This window comes from Nonomuraea sp. NPDC050786 (assembly GCF_040654115.1).
In the GTDB taxonomy this organism is placed as follows: Bacteria; Actinomycetota; Actinomycetes; order Streptosporangiales; family Streptosporangiaceae; genus Nonomuraea.
Map to the genome: position 1 here is coordinate 258,690 of NZ_JBFAHJ010000010.1, position 19,565 is coordinate 278,254.

Annotated in this window: 12 protein-coding genes and 1 pseudogene; 4 read left to right on the top strand and 9 right to left on the bottom strand. The window is 71.8% G+C overall.

The features are described from left to right. The first annotated feature begins 2 nt into the window (after positions 1 to 2). Positions 3 to 1,787 carry an HEXXH motif domain-containing protein gene (locus AB0H84_RS21265; protein ID WP_357606511.1) on the top strand — a complete coding sequence of 595 codons (1,785 nt, stop codon included), beginning with the start codon at positions 3 to 5 and terminating at the stop codon, positions 1,785 to 1,787. Here the strand turns inward: AB0H84_RS21265 and AB0H84_RS21270 are convergent. From AB0H84_RS21270 to AB0H84_RS21295, 6 genes are all read right to left on the bottom strand, one after another. Next, complete coding sequence (locus AB0H84_RS21270) at positions 1,771 to 2,316, bottom strand: hypothetical protein (RefSeq protein ID WP_357606514.1); 546 nt, start codon at positions 2,314 to 2,316, stop codon at positions 1,771 to 1,773. The two genes, AB0H84_RS21265 and AB0H84_RS21270, sit on opposite strands and share 17 nt — an antisense overlap. Next, the gene (locus AB0H84_RS21275; protein ID WP_357606517.1) at positions 2,316 to 7,760 is read right to left on the bottom strand and encodes a PQQ-binding-like beta-propeller repeat protein; all 5,445 of its coding nucleotides are present in this window, start codon (positions 7,758 to 7,760) and stop codon (positions 2,316 to 2,318) included. Before AB0H84_RS21275 ends, AB0H84_RS21270 begins: the two co-directional genes overlap by 1 nt. Then, entirely contained in the window at positions 7,757 to 8,137 is a 381-nt protein-coding gene (locus AB0H84_RS21280) for a CU044_2847 family protein (RefSeq protein ID WP_357606520.1), read from the bottom strand. The genes AB0H84_RS21275 and AB0H84_RS21280 overlap by 4 nt, the downstream gene beginning before the upstream one ends. A gap of 99 nt (positions 8,138 to 8,236) precedes the next feature. Then, entirely contained in the window at positions 8,237 to 9,127 is an 891-nt protein-coding gene (locus AB0H84_RS21285) for a carbohydrate ABC transporter permease (protein ID WP_357606524.1), read from the bottom strand. A gap of 1 nt (position 9,128) precedes the next feature. Next, complete coding sequence (locus AB0H84_RS21290) at positions 9,129 to 10,016, bottom strand: sugar ABC transporter permease (RefSeq protein WP_357606581.1); 888 nt, start codon at positions 10,014 to 10,016, stop codon at positions 9,129 to 9,131. A 35-nt stretch (positions 10,017 to 10,051) separates the two neighbouring features. Further along, positions 10,052 to 11,416 carry an extracellular solute-binding protein gene (locus AB0H84_RS21295; RefSeq protein ID WP_357606527.1) on the bottom strand — a complete coding sequence of 455 codons (1,365 nt, stop codon included), beginning with the start codon at positions 11,414 to 11,416 and terminating at the stop codon, positions 10,052 to 10,054. A gap of 357 nt (positions 11,417 to 11,773) precedes the next feature. Here AB0H84_RS21295 and AB0H84_RS21300 point away from each other — a divergent pair, with 357 nt between their 5' ends. After that, positions 11,774 to 14,215 carry a glycoside hydrolase family 3 N-terminal domain-containing protein gene (locus AB0H84_RS21300; RefSeq protein ID WP_357606530.1) on the top strand — a complete coding sequence of 814 codons (2,442 nt, stop codon included), beginning with the start codon at positions 11,774 to 11,776 and terminating at the stop codon, positions 14,213 to 14,215. After that, the gene (locus AB0H84_RS21305) at positions 14,199 to 15,245 is read left to right on the top strand and encodes a substrate-binding domain-containing protein (protein WP_357606533.1); all 1,047 of its coding nucleotides are present in this window, start codon (positions 14,199 to 14,201) and stop codon (positions 15,243 to 15,245) included. The genes AB0H84_RS21300 and AB0H84_RS21305 overlap by 17 nt, the downstream gene beginning before the upstream one ends. A gap of 183 nt (positions 15,246 to 15,428) precedes the next feature. Here AB0H84_RS21305 and AB0H84_RS21310 read toward each other — a convergent pair whose 3' ends face one another. After that, on the bottom strand, positions 15,429 to 16,052 hold the full coding sequence (locus AB0H84_RS21310) for a carboxymuconolactone decarboxylase family protein (protein ID WP_357606536.1): 624 nt from the start codon (positions 16,050 to 16,052) through the stop codon (positions 15,429 to 15,431). Positions 16,053 to 16,117: 65 nt separating this feature from the next. On the opposite strand from AB0H84_RS21310, the gene AB0H84_RS21315 reads away from it, so the two are divergent. Next, the gene (locus AB0H84_RS21315; RefSeq protein ID WP_357606539.1) at positions 16,118 to 16,777 is read left to right on the top strand and encodes a rhomboid family intramembrane serine protease; all 660 of its coding nucleotides are present in this window, start codon (positions 16,118 to 16,120) and stop codon (positions 16,775 to 16,777) included. Between the two features lie 130 nt (positions 16,778 to 16,907). Here AB0H84_RS21315 and AB0H84_RS21320 read toward each other — a convergent pair. Then, positions 16,908 to 17,525 (bottom strand): annotated as a pseudogene (locus AB0H84_RS21320) (RNA-guided endonuclease TnpB family protein); the annotation flags it as partial. Between the two features lie 274 nt (positions 17,526 to 17,799). Beyond that, positions 17,800 to 19,287, bottom strand: coding sequence for a UDP-N-acetylmuramoyl-L-alanyl-D-glutamate--2,6-diaminopimelate ligase (locus tag AB0H84_RS21325; RefSeq protein ID WP_357606542.1), 1,488 nt, complete (start codon positions 19,285 to 19,287; stop codon positions 17,800 to 17,802). Positions 19,288 to 19,565: the final 278 nt, after the last annotated feature.

Genomic DNA, 19,565 nt, shown 5'->3' on the forward strand with positions numbered 1-19,565 from the left:
CCGTGACGGGGGCCGGGCCCGCGCTCGAGTACCACGACCTGTCCTGGGTCGACATCGACGCGATGGCCGTCAACGGCGGCGACCGGCGCATCGCCCGGCAGTTCGGAGAGTCCGAGCGGAGCCGCGTACTGCTGCTGCTCCGCGCGATACTCCGGCAGGCCGGTGAGGCGCGGGACGCCACGGGTCCGCTGCCCCCGCTCGGGGACGCGTGGGACACGCTCGCCCGCGCGCAGCAGGCCGCGCCCGCGGCGCTGGACGCGGTGCTCGATCACCCGTTCACCGGCGCGTGGGCGGCGCACACCATCCGGCGGCTGCGCGGCGGCCGGCCGGGCCCGTTCCCGCTCTGGGCCCAGCTCGGCCACCTGCACGCGCTCGCGGCGGCCGCGGCGGTCCGCGCGGGCATCGGCGCGCGGCTCCGCTGCCCGGTGACGGCCGGCAGGGCGGTGCTGCCGACGCTGGGCGCCGCGGAGCTCGGCGGCGACGACGGCACCGCATGGTGCGACGTCGAGGTCGAGGCCGGCCAGGCCGGCATCTCCGGCGACGGGCGGCGCGTCCTGATGCCCGCCGACCCCGCCCGGCGGGCCGGCGGCTGGCGCGGCCTGCGCCGGTTCCACCTGCGCTCCGAGGGACTGGAGCTGACGCTCTGCCTCGACGATCTCGATCCCTACCGTGGCCTCGCGGAGCCGCTGCCGCCGGAGCCGCTCGGCGAGGACGACGAGCGCGCCTGGGGCGCACTGCTCGGCTCCGCGTGGGACCTGGTCTGCCGTGCCGTCCCCGGCATCGCCGCCGTCATGCCGTACGGCCTGACCACCATCGTCCCGAGACCGCCCGCGGGGGCCTTCCGCGAGGTGAACGCCTCGTCGGCGGACGCCTTCCGCAGCGCCGCCATCGGGCGGCCGCGGGACGCCGCCACGCTCGGCTCGATCCTCGTCCACGAGTTCCAGCACATCGAGCTGGGCGCCCTCCTGCACCTCGTCAGGATGCACGACGACGCCGGGACGCCGCGTTTCTACGCGCCGTGGCGTGACGATCCCCGGCCGCTCGGCGGCATGCTGCAGGGCGTGTACGCGTTCGCGGGCGTCGCGTCGTACTGGCATGGCCTGGCGGAGCGGTCGGACGGCCGGCTGCGTCGCCGTGCGGAGTTCGAGTTCGCGCGCTGGCACCCGGCCGTGCTCGGCGCCCTGCGCGAGATCCGCACCGACACGGCCCTGACCGGGACGGGCACGCGCTTCCTCGACGGAGTGGAGCGCAGACTGCGCCAGTGGGACGGCGACCGGATCCCGCCGGAGACCGCCGCGCCTGCCGAACTGGCGCGCCTCGAGCACCATCTCGTGTGGCGCGTACGACATGTGCGTCCCGACCCCGCGGCGGTCGATTCCCTCGCTCGTTCGTGGCTCAAGGGCGTACCTCCGGAGACGGCCGAGATCACCGCCGGACTGTCGCCGGACGGCGGCGGCACGGCCGCCCGGGAGGTGGGCGACCTGCTCCGGCTGCGTGCCATGGACGGCGAGATCCCCGCCGCGCCGCAGGCCGGCCACGCGTTGGCGGCGGGGGATCATCAGAGGGCGTTCGCCGCGTACGCCGCGGAGCTGGTGGACAGCCCGTCCCGTGCGTCGGCCTGGGCCGGGTTCGCGCTCGCGGCGCGGGCGGCGCGGCCCGGCGGCGCGGCGGAGCTGCTGTGCTCCAGGCCCGAGCTGGTCCACGCGCTCCACGCCGCCATCCGCGCCACCGGCGCCGCACCCGACCCGTGGGAGGTGGCGGCCTGGCTCGTCAGAACGGGCCTTTGAACAGGCGGCGACGCCGGGCAGGCACGACGGGCGGCGGGGCCGGCGGGGGAGCGATCCTCGGGGCCAGCCAGACGAGCCAGTCCTGCGTGGAGTCGCCGTTGGCGCCGACCTCCAGGGTCAGCAGACCGGAGCGGCCTTCGAGGTGCGACAGATCCACGTCGATCTCGTCCAGCCGGCCGGTGTAGAGCTTCGGCCGGTCGTACAGCACGGTGTCGCCGTCGAACAGGATGAGCACCGTCACGCCGTTCGTCTGCGGGCCGTCCATGGGGGCGATGAACCCGATCTCGCCGAGCAGGTGCTCACCGGGCTCCACCACGGGCACCCAGAACTCGCCCCTGATCCAGCCGTCGTCGCTCCACCGGGGATGGGTCTCCAGCACCAGGTCATGCTCGGAGCGGTCCTCCAGGATGAGGTGGGGCAGCGGATAGATGGCGAAACCGTCGGGGTTGTTGCGGCCCCCGCCGAACGTGAGCCTGCTCGCGTTGCTGGACCAGACCGCGTTCGGGGCCTCATGGAGGAGATCCAGCATCACGCGCCGCCTTCCACCGTGCACGAGATCAGGTAGCCGCCCGCGGAGGTGTCCTGCCCGCTGACCGCCACTCGGTGGGTCCCGGTCGCCGCGAGCTGCACGGGACCGATCCGCACCCGCCTGCCCCCGACGTCGTCGCCGGTGGCGAGCGGCCTGCCGGGGCCGAGGAGCTCGGCACGTGGCTCCAGGTCGATACCGCAGGGGATCACCAGCACGGTGACGACGTCGCCGCGGCGGCCGGCCAGCCGCCACGTGCGGCTCCTGCCCTGCTGGACGGCGTCGAAGACGCTCGCGCCGGGGGTCAGCTCCAGGTCGGTGGGCGGCGCCTGAGGAGGGAAGACGGGCGGAGGGCCGAGGGTGAGCGAGGTCACCGGCTCGGGCGCGGCGGGCCATGGCAGGGCGCCGGGCGGGTTGCCCAGTTCGTCGCAGAGCGGGGTCAGGTGGTGCGCCTCGCGCTCCTCGCAGGTGAGCGGCCGTACGAGACGGTTCGCGTGGGTCCAGGCGGCCAGCCGGCCGAGCGGGTGGACGCGCCAGAACGCGATCGAGCCGTCCGTGGTGCCGACGGCGCCCAGCGGGCCGGACCGGTCGACGCCGAGGGCGAGGCTGGCGACGGGCTCGGCGTCGAGGCGGCGTACGGGCTCGCCGGTCGAGGTCTCCCAGACGATGATCGTGCCGTCGGACGCCGCCGACATGAGCATGGCCCCGTCGGCGGTGAAGGCCAGGCCGGTGATGGCGGCGTGGTGCCCGGCGTACGCGGTGGCGGCGGACGTGCCGCGGGGGTCCCAGACCAGGAGCGTGCCGTCGGAGGAGCCCGACGCGATCATCCGGCCGGTCGGGTCGAGCGCCAGCCGCGTCAGCCCCGCGCGGTGCTCCTGCAGCCTGGCGACGACCGCGGCGGTGTGAGTGTCCCAGACGATGACGCTGCCGTCGTCGGAGCCCGACGCCACGGTCAGGCCGTCAGGTGCCAGCGCGACCGCGCGTACCGGACCGGTGTGCCCGTGAAACGCCCTGACCAGCTCGCCCGCGTCGGTGTTCCACAGCAGCACGCGCCGGTCCACACTGCCGGAGACGGCGGTGCGGCCGTCCGCGCTCAGCACCACGCTGGTGACGGCCTCGCTGTGCCCCGCGAGCCGCTGCAGAGGCGCGTCGGTACGCGGATCCCAGCACCATATCGAGAGCGCGTCGGAAGCGAAGATCGCCCGGCTGCCGTCGGCGCTGAGCGAGACGCTGTTGCCCTCATAGATGCGCCAGCTTCTGAGTGGGGCGCCGGTCTCCACGTCCCAGCAGGTCACGTCCTCGTCGGTCGAGGCCGACAGGGCGGTCCGCCCGTCCCGGCTCAGCGCGATGCCGGTGACCGCACCCTTGTGCGCCACAATGTGCCTGACCAAGGCGCCCCGGGTGGTGTTCCACACGATGAGCCGGTGGTCCGCGCCGCCGGAGCAGGCGGTCGTGCCGTCCGCGCTCATGGCCACGGCGTTGACCCCGTCCCGATGTGCGAGGAGCGTGCGCATGTCGCCGGTCGCCAGGTCGTACAGGGTGAGCCGGCCGTCGGAGTCGGTCACCGCGAGGTTCCTGCCGTCGGCGCTCAGCGCGAGCCCCTTCGCCGACCTGCCGGCCAGGCCGAGCGGTTCGCGCAGGTCCGCGGAGCTGCCGTCGGTCAGGTCGCAGCCCACCAGCCCGCCGTCGGCGGTGACGGCGAAGAGCCGCTCGCCCGGCGTGTCGAGGGCCACCGCGGTGACCGGGCTCGCGCACGCGGCCCGGCTCAGCACCCGCCCGCCGGGCAGTTCGGCCAGGACGAGGCCGCCCTCGGCGCCGCCGATCAGGACGATCGCGCCGTCGTCACCGGCCGCCAGGTCGGCGATCGGCTCCGTGCCGAGGCGCAGCCGTACGGGGTCCTGCCGGCTCGTGTGCTCCCAGACGATCAGCGTGCCCTCGTGGGTGCCGCCGAGCGCGAGGCGGCCGTCGGGGGTGAGCGCCACGGCCGTCACGCGGCTCCCCGGGGTGGGGAGGTCTCGTATGACATGTCCGGCGGCGGTGTCCCACACGGTCAGCGTGCCATCGGAGGAGCCCGACAGGGCGGTGCGGCTGTCACGGCTCAACGCCATGCCGGTCAGTTCGGTGCCGGTCGAGCCCCCGTTCTGCGACAGGAGGCGTCGTACGGCGTCCCCGGTGGCGGTGTCCCAGACGATCAGCGTGCCGTCTCCGGCGGCCGACAGCGCGACCCTGCCGTCGCCGCTCACCGCCACCCGGGTGGGAGGGCGGCCGTGGCCGTGGAGGCGTTCCACCGGCTCGCCCGCCACGACGTCCCACACGACCAGGCTGTGATCGTCACCGCAGGACAGAGCCTGCGGGCCGGGACCGGCCACCACGCCCGTCACGGCACCGGTGTGCCCGGTCAGGCGCCGGTGCGCCTGCCCGGTGGTGAGGTCCCATGCGATCACGGTGCGGTCGGAGGAGCCGGACAGGGCCGTTAGGCCGTCGTCGGTGAGTGCCACGCTCCAGACGGTGCCGGTGTGGCCGGTCAGGCGGTGCCGTACCTCTCCGGTGGTGAGGTCCCATGCGATCACGGTGCGGTCGGAGGAGCCGGACAGGGCCGTCCGGCCGTCGTCGGTGAGTGCCACGCTCCAGACGGTGCCGGTGTGGCCGGTCAGGCGCTGCCGTACCTCTCCCGTGGCGGGATCCCACACGATCACCGTACGGTCGGAGGAGCCGGACACGGCGACTCCGCCGCGCATCGCGACGCTGGTGACGGCGTCGCGATGCCCGCTCAGCCGGCGCAGCAGCCGCCCCTCGGCCAGGTCCCACAGGATGAGCGTGCCGTCGGCGGACGCGGACGCCAGCAGGCCGCCGGAGATGGCGACCGCCCGGACCGGCCCTTCGTGCCCGTCGAACCTGTGGAGCACCCTGCCCGTGCCGGTGTCCCAGAGCACGACGCGGCGGTCCTGCCCGCCTGAGGCGCACACCCGGCCGTCGTCGCTCATCGCGACGCCCCACACGTCGCCGGTGTGCCCGGCCAGCCGGCGCGGAGGGCTCCCGCCGGACAGGTCCCACACCAGCAGGCCGCCGTTCTCGGAGCCGGAGACGGCCAGGTGGCCGTGCCGGGTCACGCATCTGACGCGTCCCCGGTGCCCGAAGTCGAGAATCCTGCGCAGCCCCGGCCGGTAGGCGATCTCGGCCAGCACCTGCTGGGAGAAGGCCGGAGGGGAGTCCATCCGGGTGGCCTCCAGGGCGAGCGCCACGGCGAGCGAGTCGTCCTCGGCCTGCCGGGCGCGCGTCGCCCAGAGCAGGGAGTTGGCCTCCTCGGTGCTGCGCCGCGCCACCCGGAGCTGCTCCTGCTCGCTGCGCAGCGCGCGCTCCAGCTCCTCGTTCCTGGCTCGCTCCGCCGCCTGCCGGCGGTCGAACGCGGCCAGGCTCAGCGCGATGTACCTGCGCAGCGGCCCGGACAGCCCCTCCGGATAGTCGCGCGTCCACTGCTCGGCGCTCGGCAGCATGGAATCGCGCAGGAGGTACTCCTCGTGCTCGTTCCTGCCGACCCACTCGCGGAAGGCCGGCGCCAGGTCCCGCGCGTACCACCGGTAGAACTGGGTGCTCTCCGCGAGCCACTTGCGCAGCGCCGGCCACGCCTCGGTCAGCGCCTCGTGCGCCAGCTCGAACACCGGCTGGCCGCTCACCGCGTCGGTCCTGGTGACCAGGAGCCTGGCGGCCACGAAACGCTCGGCGATCGCGCGGGTGGGTTCGTCCCACTCCGCCTGCCAGGCGCGGCGGCCGGCGTAGCGCGTGGCGTGCCCCGCGGGCTCGTCCTCCGGGGCCTCGTGGGTGATCAGCGTGCGGAAGATCTGCGGCACCAGCTCCCGCTCCGCGGGATCCAGCCGCTGCCACACCTCTTCCGCCGCTCGCGCGATCGCGCCCGACACGCCCCGGTATCGCCTGCCGCCGGGGCCGGGGATCGAGTAGCCGAGCGCCTCATAGCTGTCGTACGTGATCACCGCGCTGCCCGCGTTCCTCGCCCACAGCTCGGCGAGGGTGAACTCCAGGAGAGGCAGGCCACCGGTCTGGCCGCTGACGTCCGCGACCAGGGCGTCCACCAGCGCCGGCTGGAACCGGCGGCGCAGGACCAGGGCGGGTTCCTCGATGGCCGCGCGCAGTTCGTCCTCGTCCATGGGGAGCACGGTCACCTGGCCGTTCTTCACCAGCCTGGACAGGTCGAGATGGCGCATGACCCGGCCGTAGAAGTCCGCCCTGAGCACCAGCAGGATCTTCACGGTGTCGCCGACGGCCGCCATCAGCGTCTCGATGAACGCCGTACGGGCGGCTTCGTCGTGGCACTCGGTGAAGACGCGCTCGAACTGGTCGATGATCAGGAGCAGCCCGCCGGCCGGGGCGGCGTTCTTGACGCTCTCCGCCAACCGCCCCGGGCTGACACCCGCGAGCGCCCCGGCGACGAGTTCGGGAGAGCCGTCGAGCGCCCCGGGCGCCAGGCCCAGGCGTTCGGCGGCGAGCCCCGTGCCGTCCCGCAGTGCGAGGGCGAGGTCCAGCAGCGGGACGCCGCCGGGGATCACGATCAGCCGGTCGCGGCCGGCCAGCCCCGGGATCTCGTTGCCGCTCAGCCCTTTGGTGAGACCGGCCCGTACGAGGGACGACTTGCCGCTCCCCGAGGTGCCGACGAGGACGACGAAGTCGCGGTCGACGAGCCTGCGCAGCAGCTCGTCGGTGGCGCGCTCCCGGCCGAAGTAGTACGCGACGTGGCCCGCGTCGAAGAAGTCCAGCCTCCGGTACGGCGTGCCGTCGGGCAGCCGCAGGGCCGGGCAGCTCCGGCGGATCTGGTCGCTGCCCAGCAGATAGGCCGTCTCGGTCTGCCGGCCGCCGGGATCGGCCGGCACGAGCACCGTGCCGCCGTCGACCCGGACCCGGCTCGGCGCGACGAACGCGGTGATCATGCCGACCACCGCGCCGAGCTCGTCGTCCCACACCGGCGCTCCGCTGAAGCCGCGCGTGACCTCCTGGCTGCGCAGGACGAACGCCTCCACGCCGCCGAGCCGGGTCGAGCCGCGCAGGACGTGGACCTCACCGGCGAGCCCCTCCACGGCGTTGAGCTGCGGGAACCCGAAGGTTCTGAGATCCCGCCCCTCGATCAGCCGCGAGCTGCCGAGGTGGAGGGCATGCCGTGGCGACCCGCCCGGCTCCGGCACCAGGACCGCCAGGTCGGCGCCGCCGCCACGCCAGGAGCTCGGGTCGACCGTGGCGCGGGCCCGCTCCCCGGTGGCGAACTCGACGGTGACCTGGTCCACTGGACCGTTCCCACCGTCGACGACGTGCGCGCACGTGAGGATGAGGTCGCCCTGGACGAGGAAACCGGTGCCGGCGGTGCCGCCCTGGCCGTCGAGGATCCTGACGATCCCGCGGCGCAGTGGGTCGGGCGTCTCCTGTGGCGAAAGGGCGGTCATCCCCCGGCCGTTCCCTCCTCTGAGGGCTTCGGCACGCTCATGTCCCAGGTGAGGGTGATGGAGTAGGTGGCCTCGCTGGTGGTCTTGGCGACCGTGAACCCGAGTTCGCCGGCCCATTTGAAGCCGAAGGTGATCTGGGCCTCGCGCGGCGGGGGTTCGACGCCTTCGAGGGCTTTCATGAAGGCGCGGGTGTTTCGCCGCAGTGCGCCCGCCAGCGCGGTCTCCAACGCCTCCGCGGCCGTGGTGACGAGCTTTTTCGCCTTCTGGCCGGGACCCGCCCCTTGAATCCCGCCCTCTTCGTCCGGCATGTCGTTCTCGGCGAGCTCGACTAAGACCGGGGACCCATCTTCTGTGGTGAATCGAACGTAGTGACGCACCTGACTCCCGTCGCCAGAAGGCCGTGTCAGGCAATCGTAAGCCGAGACGGCCGCCCGAGGGCGGGATTCCCTGGGGCGGCCCGGAGTCTCAGGCGGGTGTCACTTGCCGAATCCGGCGGTCAGACCGGCCAGCAGCTGGCGGCGGCCCACCACGTACAGGACCAGGATGGGCAGCGTGGTCAGGACGACGGAGGCGAGCACCGCGGGCACGTTGATGCTGTACTGACCCTGGAAGGTCCACAGGGCCAGCGGCAGCGTGCGCTGCTCGGGGCTCTGCGTGAGGATCAGCGGCAGCAGGAAGCCGTTCCAGATCGTCAGCGCGTTGTAGATGGTCACCGTCACCACGGCGGGCCTGGTCAGGGGGAGCGCCAGGTTCCAGAGCGTGCCCATCTCGCTCGCGCCGTCCAGCCGCATCGACTCGAACAGCTCCTTCGGCACGTCCCTGATGAAGTTCGACAGCACCAGCACCGACAGCGGGATCGCGAACGCGATCGACGGCAGGATCAGCGCCAGCAGCGTGTCGTAGAGGTGGAGCTTGATGATGATCAGGTAGATCGGGATGACCGTGGCCTGGTGCGGGATGGCCAGGCCCATGAGGAACGCCGAGTTCGACCAGCGCAGGAAGCGGCCTCTGCCGCTGCGGACGATCGCGTACGCCGCCATGAACGACACCGCCACGGCGGGCAGGACCGCGCCGAGCGTCACGATGACGCTGTTGATGAAATAGCGGATGAAGTCCGACTCGATGACCATCTGGTAGTTGGCCAGCGTGGGCTCGGACGGCGGCAGGAGGGGGTTCTCGGCGTAGTAGTTGCTCTGCGACTTGAAGCTGGTGATGAGGATCCAGTAGAGCGGCACGATCACGACCGCCAGCCAGAACCAGGCGACCGCGCCCCCCAGCCAGTTGGGGCGGCGCGTCACCGCGTTGGGACGGGAGGCGGAGTGCCCCGCCGCGGCCCGCGAGGAGTCCTTCGCGAGGGTGGTCGCCATGTCAGGCCCCTTCCAGCTGGCTGTGGCTCGCGTCCCGGCCGCCGAGCCGGCGCAGCAGCAGCGCCAGCGCCAGGCCCACGAGGACGAGGATGACGGCGATCACGCTCGCCGGGCCCATCAGGTTGGCCTGGAAGCCTCTCTTGTACATCTCCAGCGCGAGCACCCGGGTGGCGTCTCCGGGGCCGCCCGCGGTGAGTACGAAGATCAGGTCGAAGAAGACCAGCGAGCCCACGACCATCAGGGTCGAGGACGTGATGATCGTGTACTTGAGCTGGGGCAGGGTGATGCTGAAGAACACGCGGACCCGGCCGGCGCCGTCGAGCTCGGCGGCCTCGTACATCGAGCGCGGGATCTGGCGGACGCCGCCCTGGTAGATCAGCGAGTGGAACGGGATGAACTGCCACGACACCACGAAGATCACGACGCTGAAGGCGAGGACCGGTTCGCCGAGCCAGTCCTGCACGAGGAGCGGGATCCCGAGCCCGGCGCCGAGCCCGAAGTTCGGGTCGAGCAGCGCCTTGTACGTGATCGCGATGGCGGCCGAGCTGAGCAGCAGCGGGATGAAGTACACCACCGAGAGCACCGCGCGGTAGCGCTGGAAGCCGGCCAGGAACGTGCCGAGCAGGATGCTCGCCGGCGTCTGCACCGCCCACGACAGGGCGATGACCAGGAACGTCACCCACAGCGCGTGGGGGAGGCCGGGATCGCTGAGAACGGCCCGCCAGCTGTCGAAGCCGGCCGGGCGGATCTCACCGAGCCCGTCCCAGGAGGTGAAGCTGAGCACGAAGACCCCGACGAGCGGGATCACGGCGAAGCCGACGAAGAACACCAGGGCGGGCACGGCCAGCCAGGCCAGGCCGCGTCCCTGGCCGCCCGGCGCGGCGGTCAGGGACGCGGCCCCCCTGGAGGAGGCAGGTGGGACGGTCACTTGCCGATGACCTCGTTGAGGTTCGTCGCGAACTGCTGCGGCGAGATCGACAGCTGGAAGAGCTTGGCGATGTTGTCCAGCAGGACCTCGGCCGCGGTCGGGCTGAGCGCCTGGTCCCAGGACTGCTGGAAGGACTTGGCGTTGGCGGCGGTGTCGTAGACGAACTTCTGCCACGGCGCGTCCGCGCCGGAACCGAACTGCGCGTCCACGCCCTTGACGATCGGCACCTGGGTGGTGCCGACCCAGTCCTTGGACTGGGCGTCGGAGTTCATCTCGGTGAGGAAGAACTTCTTGGCGATCTCCTTCGCCTCCGGCGTCGCCTTGGAGGAGATCGACATGTACTGGCCCGGGTTGCCCACGGTGTTGCCGGGGTCGCCCTTGCCGCCCTGCACGCCCGGGAAGTTCATGTAGCCGAGGTTGCCGCCGGTGACGAAGTCGCCGCCGTCGGTCTTCATCGACCCGTACGTCCAGCCGCCGTGCAGCATCATCGCGGCCTTGCCGGTGTAGAGCAGCGCCTGGTCGGCGTTGGAGTCGGCGGTGATGGACGCGAAGCCCTTGACGAAGCCGTTGGCCTTGATGAGCTCCTGCATCTTGGTCAGGCCCTCGATGGCGGCCGGGTTGTTCCAGGCGTTCTTCTCGCCGTCGTAGATGGCCTTGAACACCTCGGGGCCGCCGATGCGGTCGAAGAGGAACTCCAGCCACATCATGTTCGTCCAGCGCGACTGCCCGCCGAGGGAGAACGGCGCGACGCCCGCGGCGTTGAACTTCTTGACCAGGTCCATGATGTCGCCCCACTCCTGCGGGGGCTGCGCGCCGACCTTCTCGAAGACCTTCTTGTTGTAGTACAGAACGATCGGCGTCACGCACTCGACCGGCACCGCGTAGATCTTGCCGTCGACCGTGGCCGCGCCGAAGGAGGACGGGAAGAGCCGGTCCTTGTAGGCCGTGTTCTGGTCGAACCACGAGGTGAGGTCGTCGACCTGGCCCGCCTGCACGTAACTGCGCAGGCCGCCGCCGCCCCAGCCCCAGATGATCGTGGGGGCCTCGCCCGCGCCGATCGCGGTCTTGATCTTCGTCTTGAACGCGTCGTTCTGGAAGGTCGTCGTCGCGAGCTGGCCGCTCGGGTTGGCCTTGTTGAAGCGCTCGACCGCACGGGTGCGCACGCCCTCGTTCGGCTGGCCGGTGAGGTACCAGTAGGTGGCCTTGCCCCCACCGCCCCCACCGCCGCTGGTGCTGCCGCTGCCGCCACCCGCGCCCGCCTGGGTGGGCCCGGAGCTGCCGCAGGCGGCCAGGGCGGCTCCCAGGGGAACGCCCATGGAGAGGGTGAGGAAGGTGCGGCGAGAGGATGTCCTGGTCTCCACGCTGATCTCCGTAACTGAACGCCGGGGGATGGGCCGCGCGGCTCGTTGATCGTGAGGTGTGGTGGCGAGGGCCGTGGAGCCGGCCCCGTTATTTCGCTTCTGTTGAGTTAGCCTGTCGAAACATTTGCGACATACCGCGTGGTCCGTCAATCTAGGTTTCGACCATGTGCCTGTCAAGAGCGCCGTACCTGGGAATCTGCCCATCCGGCCTGGGCGTGTGTAGAGTACTCAGGCGCGGCGTTCAACTGGTGGTCCGACGCCGAGGAGGTCCTGCTCACAGGTCGGTCGCGGATCGCTCACAACCTCGAAACATTTTCGAAAACTCACGGTGGACATCGCCTCGAAGGAGAGCAGCAGATGACGGCTCTAGATCGGACGCCGGCGGTGGACGGCGTGCTCCGTCCGTGGCAGGACCCGGCACTCCCCGTGTCCGACAGGGTCGACGCGCTCCTCGCCGAGATGACCCTGGAGGAGAAGGTCGGCCAGCTCGGCAGCCGGTGGATAGGCAACGACATGCAGCACGAGCCGATCGAGGACGCCGAGACCGTCAACGTGGCGCCGATGCAGGACGTGTTCGCGGCCTCGGGCACGGTCCCCTTCGACGAGGCGATCAGGCACGGGCTCGGGCACCTGACCCGGGTGCACGGCAGCGCTCCCGTGACCGCGCAGGAGGGCGCCGCCGAGGTGGTCAGGCTGCAGCGGGAGGTGGTCGGGCGGTCCAGGTTCGGGATCCCGGCCATCGTCCACGAGGAGTGCCTGACCGGGTTCACCACGTACGGGGCGACCGTCTATCCCGCGGCCATCGCGTGGGGCGCGACGTTCGATCCCGAGCTGGTGGAGCGGATGGCGGCCGCGATCGGGCGCGACATGGCCGCCGTGGGCGTGCACCAGGGCCTGTCGCCGGTCCTGGACGTGGTGCGCGACTACCGGTGGGGCCGGGTCGAGGAGACGATGGGCGAGGACCCGTACCTCGTCTCGATGCTCGGCGCCGCCTACGTGCGCGGGCTGGAGAGCGCCGGGATCATCGCCACGCTCAAGCACTTCGCCGGATACTCGGCCTCGCGGGCCGCGCGCAACCACGGGCCCGTCCCGATGGGGCGGCGCGAGCTGATGGACATGATCCTTCCGACGTTCGAGACGGCCATCGCGCTCGGCGGGGCGCGCTCGGTGATGAACTCCTACTCCGACGTGGACGGCGTGCCCGCCGGGGCGGACCCCTGGCTGCTGACCGAGGTGCTGCGCGAGGAGTGGGGCTTCACCGGGACGGTCGTGTCGGACTACTGGGCCGTCCCGTTCCTCGCGACCATGCACCACGTCGTCGCCGACACCTTCGAGGCGGGCGCGCAGGCGCTGGCCGCCGGGATCGACGTCGAGCTGCCGGACACCCTCGGCTTCGGGCAGCACCTGGTCGAGCGGGTGCGCGGCGGCGAGCTCCCCGAGTCGCTGATCGACCGGGCGGTGCGCCGCCTGCTCACCCAGAAGGTCCAGCTCGGGCTGCTCGACCCGGACTGGACGCCCGAGAAGTCCGTGTCGGCGGCCGCCGCCGTGGACCTCGACTCGCCGGGCAACCGGGCGCTGGCGCGCGAGCTGGCCGAGCGGTCGATCGTGCTGCTCGACGCCGGGACCGCGCTGCCGCTGCGGCCAGGGCTGCGGCGGGTCGCGGTCGTCGGGCCGTGCGCCGACGACCCGCGTACCTTCATGGGCTGCTACGCCTTCCCCAACCACGTGCTGCCCCGCCATCCCGGGCTGGGGCTCGGCGTCGAGGCGCCCAGCCTCCTCGACGCGCTGCGGGCCGAGCTGCCCGACACCGAACTCGTCCACGAACGGGGCTGTGACGTGCAGGGCGAGGACCGCTCCGGCTTCGCCGCCGCGGCCGCCGCGGCCCGCGACGCGGACCTGTGCGTGGTGGCCGTGGGCGACCTGGCCGGGCTGTTCGGTCACGGCACCTCGGGGGAGGGCTGCGACGCCGACGACCTGCGGCTGCCCGGCGTGCAGGACGACCTGCTGGCCGAGCTCGCCGCCACCGGCACACCGGTCGTCGTGGTCGTGGTCTCCGGCCGCCCGTACGCGCTGGGCGCGGCCCACGCCGGCGCCGCCGCCCTCGTCCAGGCGTTCATGCCGGGTGAGGAGGGCGGCGCGGCCATCGCCGGCGTGCTGTCGGGCCGGGTCCAGCCCTCGGGCAGGCTGCCGGTGCAGATCCCGCGCGGGCACGGCGGGCAGCCGGGCACCTACCTGCAGCCGCCGCTGGGCACCAACAGCCAGGGCATCAGCAACCTCGACCCGACCCCGCTCTTCCCGTTCGGCTACGGCTCCTCCTACACCACCTTCGAGGTCGGCGACCTGCGCATCGACGCCGCCGAGGTGCCCACGGACGGCGAGTTCGCCGTGTCGGTCCGCGTGCGCAACACCGGCGGGCGGGCCGGCGAGGAGGTCGTCCAGCTCTACCTGCACGACGTCGTCGCCCAGGTCACCCGGCCGGTCCGGCAGCTGACCGGGTTCGCCAGGGTCCGGCTGGAGCCCGGGGCGAGCGCCCGCGTGACCTTCCGGGTGCACGCCGACCGGACGGCCTTCACCGGACGCGATCTGAGGCGCATCGTGGAGCCGGGGGAGATCGAGGTGTTCGTCGGCACGTCGGCGGCCGACCTGCCATGCTGGGGCACGGTCCGGCTGACCGGCCCGGTCCGGGTCGTCGGCCACGACCGGCGCCTCGTCACCCCCGTAACGGTTTCGGAGGTCGCGGAGGTCTCAGGGACCTCAGAGGTCTCAGAGCAGGAGGGAAGCGATGCCGGCCAGTCCTAGACGTGCCACGCTGGCCACGGTGGCGGCCTCGGCCGGCGTGTCGGTGGCGACCGTGTCCAAGGTGCTCAACGGCCGCAGCGACGTGGCGCCGGCCACGCGCTCCCTGGTGGAGTCGCTGCTGCGGGAGCACGACTACATGGCGCAGTCGCCGCGCCGGGGCACGGCCGCCAACGGGGCCGTCGCGATGTGCACGGTCGAGGTGCAGTTCGACAACGAGCTGAACGCCTACTCCACGGAGATCGTCCAGGGTGTCGTCTCGGCAGGTGCCGAGCTGGGCGTCGGGGTGGTCGTCAGCGTCAGGAAGACGATCGACCACCCGGCCTCGTGGGCTCGCGACCTGGTCGCCGCCGGGCGCCGGGCGCTGATCGCCGTCACGTGCGCGGAGCTGGACGACAGGCAAGTGCGGGCTCTGTCCCGCGTCCAGCTGCCACTGGTCGTGATCGACCCGCTCAACCTGCAGCACGACCAGGTGACCAGCATCGGCTCGACCAACTTCGCCGGCGGGCTGGCCGCCACCCAGCACCTGCTCGCCCTCGGGCACCGCCGCATCGCCTACATCGGCGGCCCGGCCACCGCTGCCTGCAACCAGGCCCGGCTGCACGGCTACCGCGCCGCCATGGAGGCCGAGGGCGTTCCGGTGCCGCCCGGCTACACCCAGTTCGGTCACTTCCGCTACCAGGACGGCATGGACCACGGCGCGGCCGTGCTCGACCTGCCGGAGCCGCCGACCGCGGTCTTCGCCGGCTGCGACGAGCTCGCGCTCGGCGTCATGGAGGCCGCCAGGGCGCGGGGCCTGCGCGTTCCGCAGGATCTGAGCATCGTGGGCTTCGACGACACCCAGATCGCCTGGATGACCTCCCCGCCGCTGACCACCGTCCGCCAGCCGCTGCGCGAGATGGGCGGCGTGGCGCTGCGTACGGCACTGCGCCTGGCGGACGGCGAGAAGATCGACTCCCACCACGTCGAGCTGGCCACCGAGCTGATCGTCCGCGCCTCCACGGCGGACGTGGCCTGCGCGGAGCATGCCTGAGTCTCGCGCTCCCGACCAGCCGGCACGGCTTCGGTCATGGGCGCCGGGGTGGGGCGTCCTGGCCGACGACCGGCGGTCAGGGGGACCGGGGTGGGCGTCCTGGCCGACGACCGGCGGTCAGGGGGACCGGGATGGGACGTCCTGGCCGACGACCGGCGATCCCGGGCGCCAGAAGGGGACGTCTTAGTCGAAGACCGGCGGCTCGCCCGGGGGCAGCGGCGTGCGGAACGTGGCCAGCGACAGCGCCAGCGTGTCGTAGTAGCCGACCAGGACGACCAGCTCGTACAGGCGTGCCGTGCCGAGGGCGGCCTCGGCGCGGGCGTAGAGGTCGTCGTCGAGGCCGCGGTGCAGCACGAGGGCCCGGGAGGCGGCGCGCACGGTCCGCTCGGCCTCGTCGAACGTCACGGCGTCCGCCCCCGAGCGCAGCGCGGACAGCTCCTCCCCGGTCAGGCCCGCGCTCCGGCCCACGCGCTCGTGCGCGTACCACTCGAAGTCGCTGCGGCGCGCGAGCGCCACCTCCAGAATCGCGATCTCGCGCCACCGGCCCGGCAGGTCCGTCGCGTACCGGATCGCCGCGCCCAGCCGCTGCAGGGGCCCGCCGACGCCCGGGGCGATGAGCATCGCGTTGAACGGGCCCTCCAGACGGCCCTCCGGGTCCGTCAACCCGAACGGGCCCGCGGCGCGCGGCCCTGACGCGATCTCGTCGTACACCGCGCGCTGCTCCGCGGTCAGGGAATGCGGGGTGTACCAGGGGATTCGTCCGTGCGCACCGCCCGCACCCTCATCCTGATCGTCATGCTGCTGCATTCGTGACCTTCCGTCCTGATACTGGCTCCCGGTGCAGTACGTCAGACCTGCCAAGGAGGAACCGGGTGGAGGCCAAGGGTCGTACCGCCGAGATCATGGTCGCGGAGGCGCGCAAGGCGTTCTGGGTGATGGTCGGGTTCCTGGCCATCATCTGGATCGTACAGATCCCCAACTGGATGTCGGGCTACGCGCTGAGCTACCAGTACGGCGTCCAGCCGTGGAACCTGGCCCGGCTGCCCGACATCGTCCCCTCGGCGTTCCTGCACTGGAGCTGGGAGCACATCGAGGCCAACTCGGGACCGCTGTTCATCTTCGGCTTCCTGTCCGCCTATCGGGGCGTCGCCAAGTTCTTCAGCGTGACGGGGCTCATCATCGTGGTCAGCGGCCTCGGCGAATGGTTCACGGCCAGCCCGCAGAGCATCGGCGCGGGCGCGAGCGGCGTCGTCTTCGGCTACTTCGGCTACATACTGGTGCGCGGCGCCTTCGACCGGCATCTGATCGACATCGTGGTGGGCGTGGTCATGGCCCTGTGCTTCGCCTACACGTTCGCCGGGCTGCTGCCCCAGGAGGGCATCGGCTGGCAGGCTCACGTGTTCGGCTTCGCCGGCGGCGTGGCGGGCGGCTGGCTGTTCCGCGACCGCAAGCGTCCCCGGCCGACGCCGGCCGCCCCGCAGCAGGACACCAGGGCCGCGCTGCTGAAGGAACTGGACGACCTCGGGCTCTGACCCGCGCACCCAGGTGATCGCGGCCGGCGGGGGTGGCCGAAAGTACGACCTCGGCGGTGGCTGAAAGGCCGGACCGGCCGTCCCGAGAGGACTCTCGTTGAGGTCTTACACCAGCTCCACAGGCGTTTCAGCTCTCCGCCAGCCCGGCGGCGAGCACGTTCTTGGCCGCGTTCACGTCGCGGTCATGGACCGCGCCGCAAGCACAGGTCCACTCGCGGACATTCAACGGCATCTTGTCTCGCAAGGCCCCGCACGCCGAGCACAGCCTGGAGGAGGGGAACCAGCGATCCACCGCCACCAGTTCCCGCCCGTACCAGGCCGCTTTGTACTCCAGCATGCCCCGCAGCTCCCGCCACGAGGCGTCGGAGATGGCGCGCGCCAGCGAGCGGTTCTGCACCATGTTCCGCACGGTCAGGTCTTCCACGGCGATCACTTGATTCTCGCGAACAAGCCGTGTCGTGACCTTGTGCAGATGATCCCTCCTGCGATCAGCGATGCGGGCATACACCCGTGCCACCCTGCGCCGGGCCTTGTCCCGATTGCTCGAGCCCTTCTCCTTACGGGCGAGCGCCCGCTGCGCCTTGGCCAGCCTCTTGCGGTCGGCCCGCTCGTGACGCGGGTTGACGATCTTCTCCCCGGTGGACAGCGTCGCCAGGGCGGTGATGCCCGCGTCCACACCCACGCTCTGCCCGGCGGGCGGGAGCGGGCTGATCTTCTCCTCGACCAGGTATCGGATGACCGACACGAAGGCTGGCCGGCTCATCCCGGCCGGGCTGCTCGCCCTCAGCGCCATCCCGGTGGGCGGGCGCGGTGGCCTGATGGTCGGTGCCGTGGCGGGAGCGGAGGCTGGCCCGCGGCGGGACGCCGGCGGTGTGGGTGAGGAGTTGGCGCGCGGTGACCTGGCCGAGCGGATAACCGGCGACTTCAGGCCAAAAGTCGTTAGAGCGTCATCCAGGGGAGCTGCTGATCGTGCCACAAGGCGCCGATGACCGCCCACACGGCAAGAATTCCGCGGCAGCGGCCTACGCGGTCGGCAGAGTGCTCAACTCCTGCACGATAGCCATGTCGTCGAACGGCAGCTTGCGGCCGCCGACGATCTGGTACGGCTCGGCGCCTTTGCCGGCAACGAGCACCACATCGCCCGGCTCGGCCGCCTCCAGCGCCCGAGCGATGGCCTGCCGCCGGTCGGTGATCCGCTCGACAACGGCAGCGGTCGTGCCCTTCAGGCCGGGCATGATCGCGTCGATGATCTCGTCAGGGTCCTCGCCGCGCGGGTTGTCGCTGGTGACCACCACCACGTCGGAGTACGTGCCGGCGATCTTCCCCATCGGGGCGCGTTTGCTGGGGTCTCGGTCGCCGCCGCAGCCGAATACCGTGAATACCCGGCGGCCGGCGAACGCGCGGATCGTAGCGAGCACCTTCTCCAGCGAGTCGACCGAGTGGGCATAGTCCACCACCACCGACACCCCGCCCGGCGTCTGGTAGGTCTGAAACCGGCCCGGGGCAGCCGGCAAGTCCTCCAACGCGGCGATCAGAGCGTCGACGTCATAGCCCAGCAGGTGACCGGTGGCGAGCGTGGCCAGCGCGTTGGAGACGGCGAACCGGCCCGGGATGGGCACCCGTGCCGCGCGCCGGCGACCGGCGTGGTGCAGTACGAACCGAGTGCCGGCGGCTTGCACCCGCAGGTCCGTCGCCCTGAACTCTGCAACGGTGTCGTCCAGGCCATACGTCGTCACTGCGCCCGGCATCAGCACGGCGATGTCGGCACTTACCTGGTCGTCGGCGTTGACGACCGCCCGCTGGCACATTCCCCCGAACAGCAACAGCTTGGCCTGCTTGTAGGCCTCCATGCTGCCTCCGTGGTTGTCCAGGTGATCGGGCGTCAAGTTGGTGAACACGCCGACATCGATGTCGGTCGCGTCCACCCGGTGAAGCGCCAAAGCCATCGAGGAGGCTTCCAGCACCACCGAGCCCGCCCCGCGATCACGCATGGTGCGCAAGATGCACTGCAAATCCACCGCCTCCGGCGTCGTGGGCGTGGTTGTGTCGATCATGATCCGCTCAGTACCGATGCGGCAGCCATCGGTGCCGATCACGCCGACCCGCGCACGCGCCCCCATGCGCAGCACCGCCTCCGTCATGAAGGAAACGGACGTCTTGCCGTTGGTGCCCGTGACCGCGACAACGCGCATCTCACGTGACGGCTCGCCGAAGTAGCGCGCGGCCACCACAGCGGCAGCCGCACGGGTATCGGCCACCTGAACCACACAGGTGCGCGGCAGTATCTGGACCTCCGGCGGATGTTCGACCAGCACCCCAGCAGCACCATGCTCCACCGCGTCGGCCACGAAACGGTGACCGTCCGTGCGGCTGCCGCGCATGGCGATGTAGAGGCACCCGGTGGTCATGCGCCGCGAGTCGTACGCGATGCCGGCGCAGACGTCGGCCTGGCCCGGATCGCCATGAAGAACCTGGCATTTGTATCCAACCAGCAGGTCACGCAGATTCATGCTGTGCTCTCTCCCTTGTGAGGCCAGCTTCCCGTGACGGAAGGGACAAGCGTGGGAGATACAGCGTCGGCGTGGCACGCCAGCCAAGGTCGATTCTCAAGGTCCGCGTAGCCGGGTAGGTGGCCAGGCACATCTGCTGATAGTGCCGATCAGCCGCTCGACCTTGCCGGGGCCGTGGGGCCGGCCCTTGAGAGTGAAGAGCAGAATCACCTTCACGTCGGCCATCACCTGTTCCAGACGCTGTGAGGTGAGGTGAGGTGAGGTGAGGTGAGGTCGGA

Coding starts and splice junctions, on each gene's coding strand:
- AB0H84_RS21270 (WP_357606514.1), bottom strand. CDS start 2,316: ATGCTGGATCTCCTCCATGAGGCCCCGAACGCGGTCTGGTCCAGCAAC.
- AB0H84_RS21275 (WP_357606517.1), bottom strand. CDS start 7,760: ATGACCGCCCTTTCGCCACAGGAGACGCCCGACCCACTGCGCCGCGGG.
- AB0H84_RS21285 (WP_357606524.1), bottom strand. CDS start 9,127: ATGGCGACCACCCTCGCGAAGGACTCCTCGCGGGCCGCGGCGGGGCAC.
- AB0H84_RS21300 (WP_357606530.1), top strand. CDS start 11,774: ATGACGGCTCTAGATCGGACGCCGGCGGTGGACGGCGTGCTCCGTCCG.
- AB0H84_RS21305 (WP_357606533.1), top strand. CDS start 14,199: ATGCCGGCCAGTCCTAGACGTGCCACGCTGGCCACGGTGGCGGCCTCG.
- AB0H84_RS21310 (WP_357606536.1), bottom strand. CDS start 16,052: ATGCAGCAGCATGACGATCAGGATGAGGGTGCGGGCGGTGCGCACGGA.
- AB0H84_RS21325 (WP_357606542.1), bottom strand. CDS start 19,287: ATGAATCTGCGTGACCTGCTGGTTGGATACAAATGCCAGGTTCTTCAT.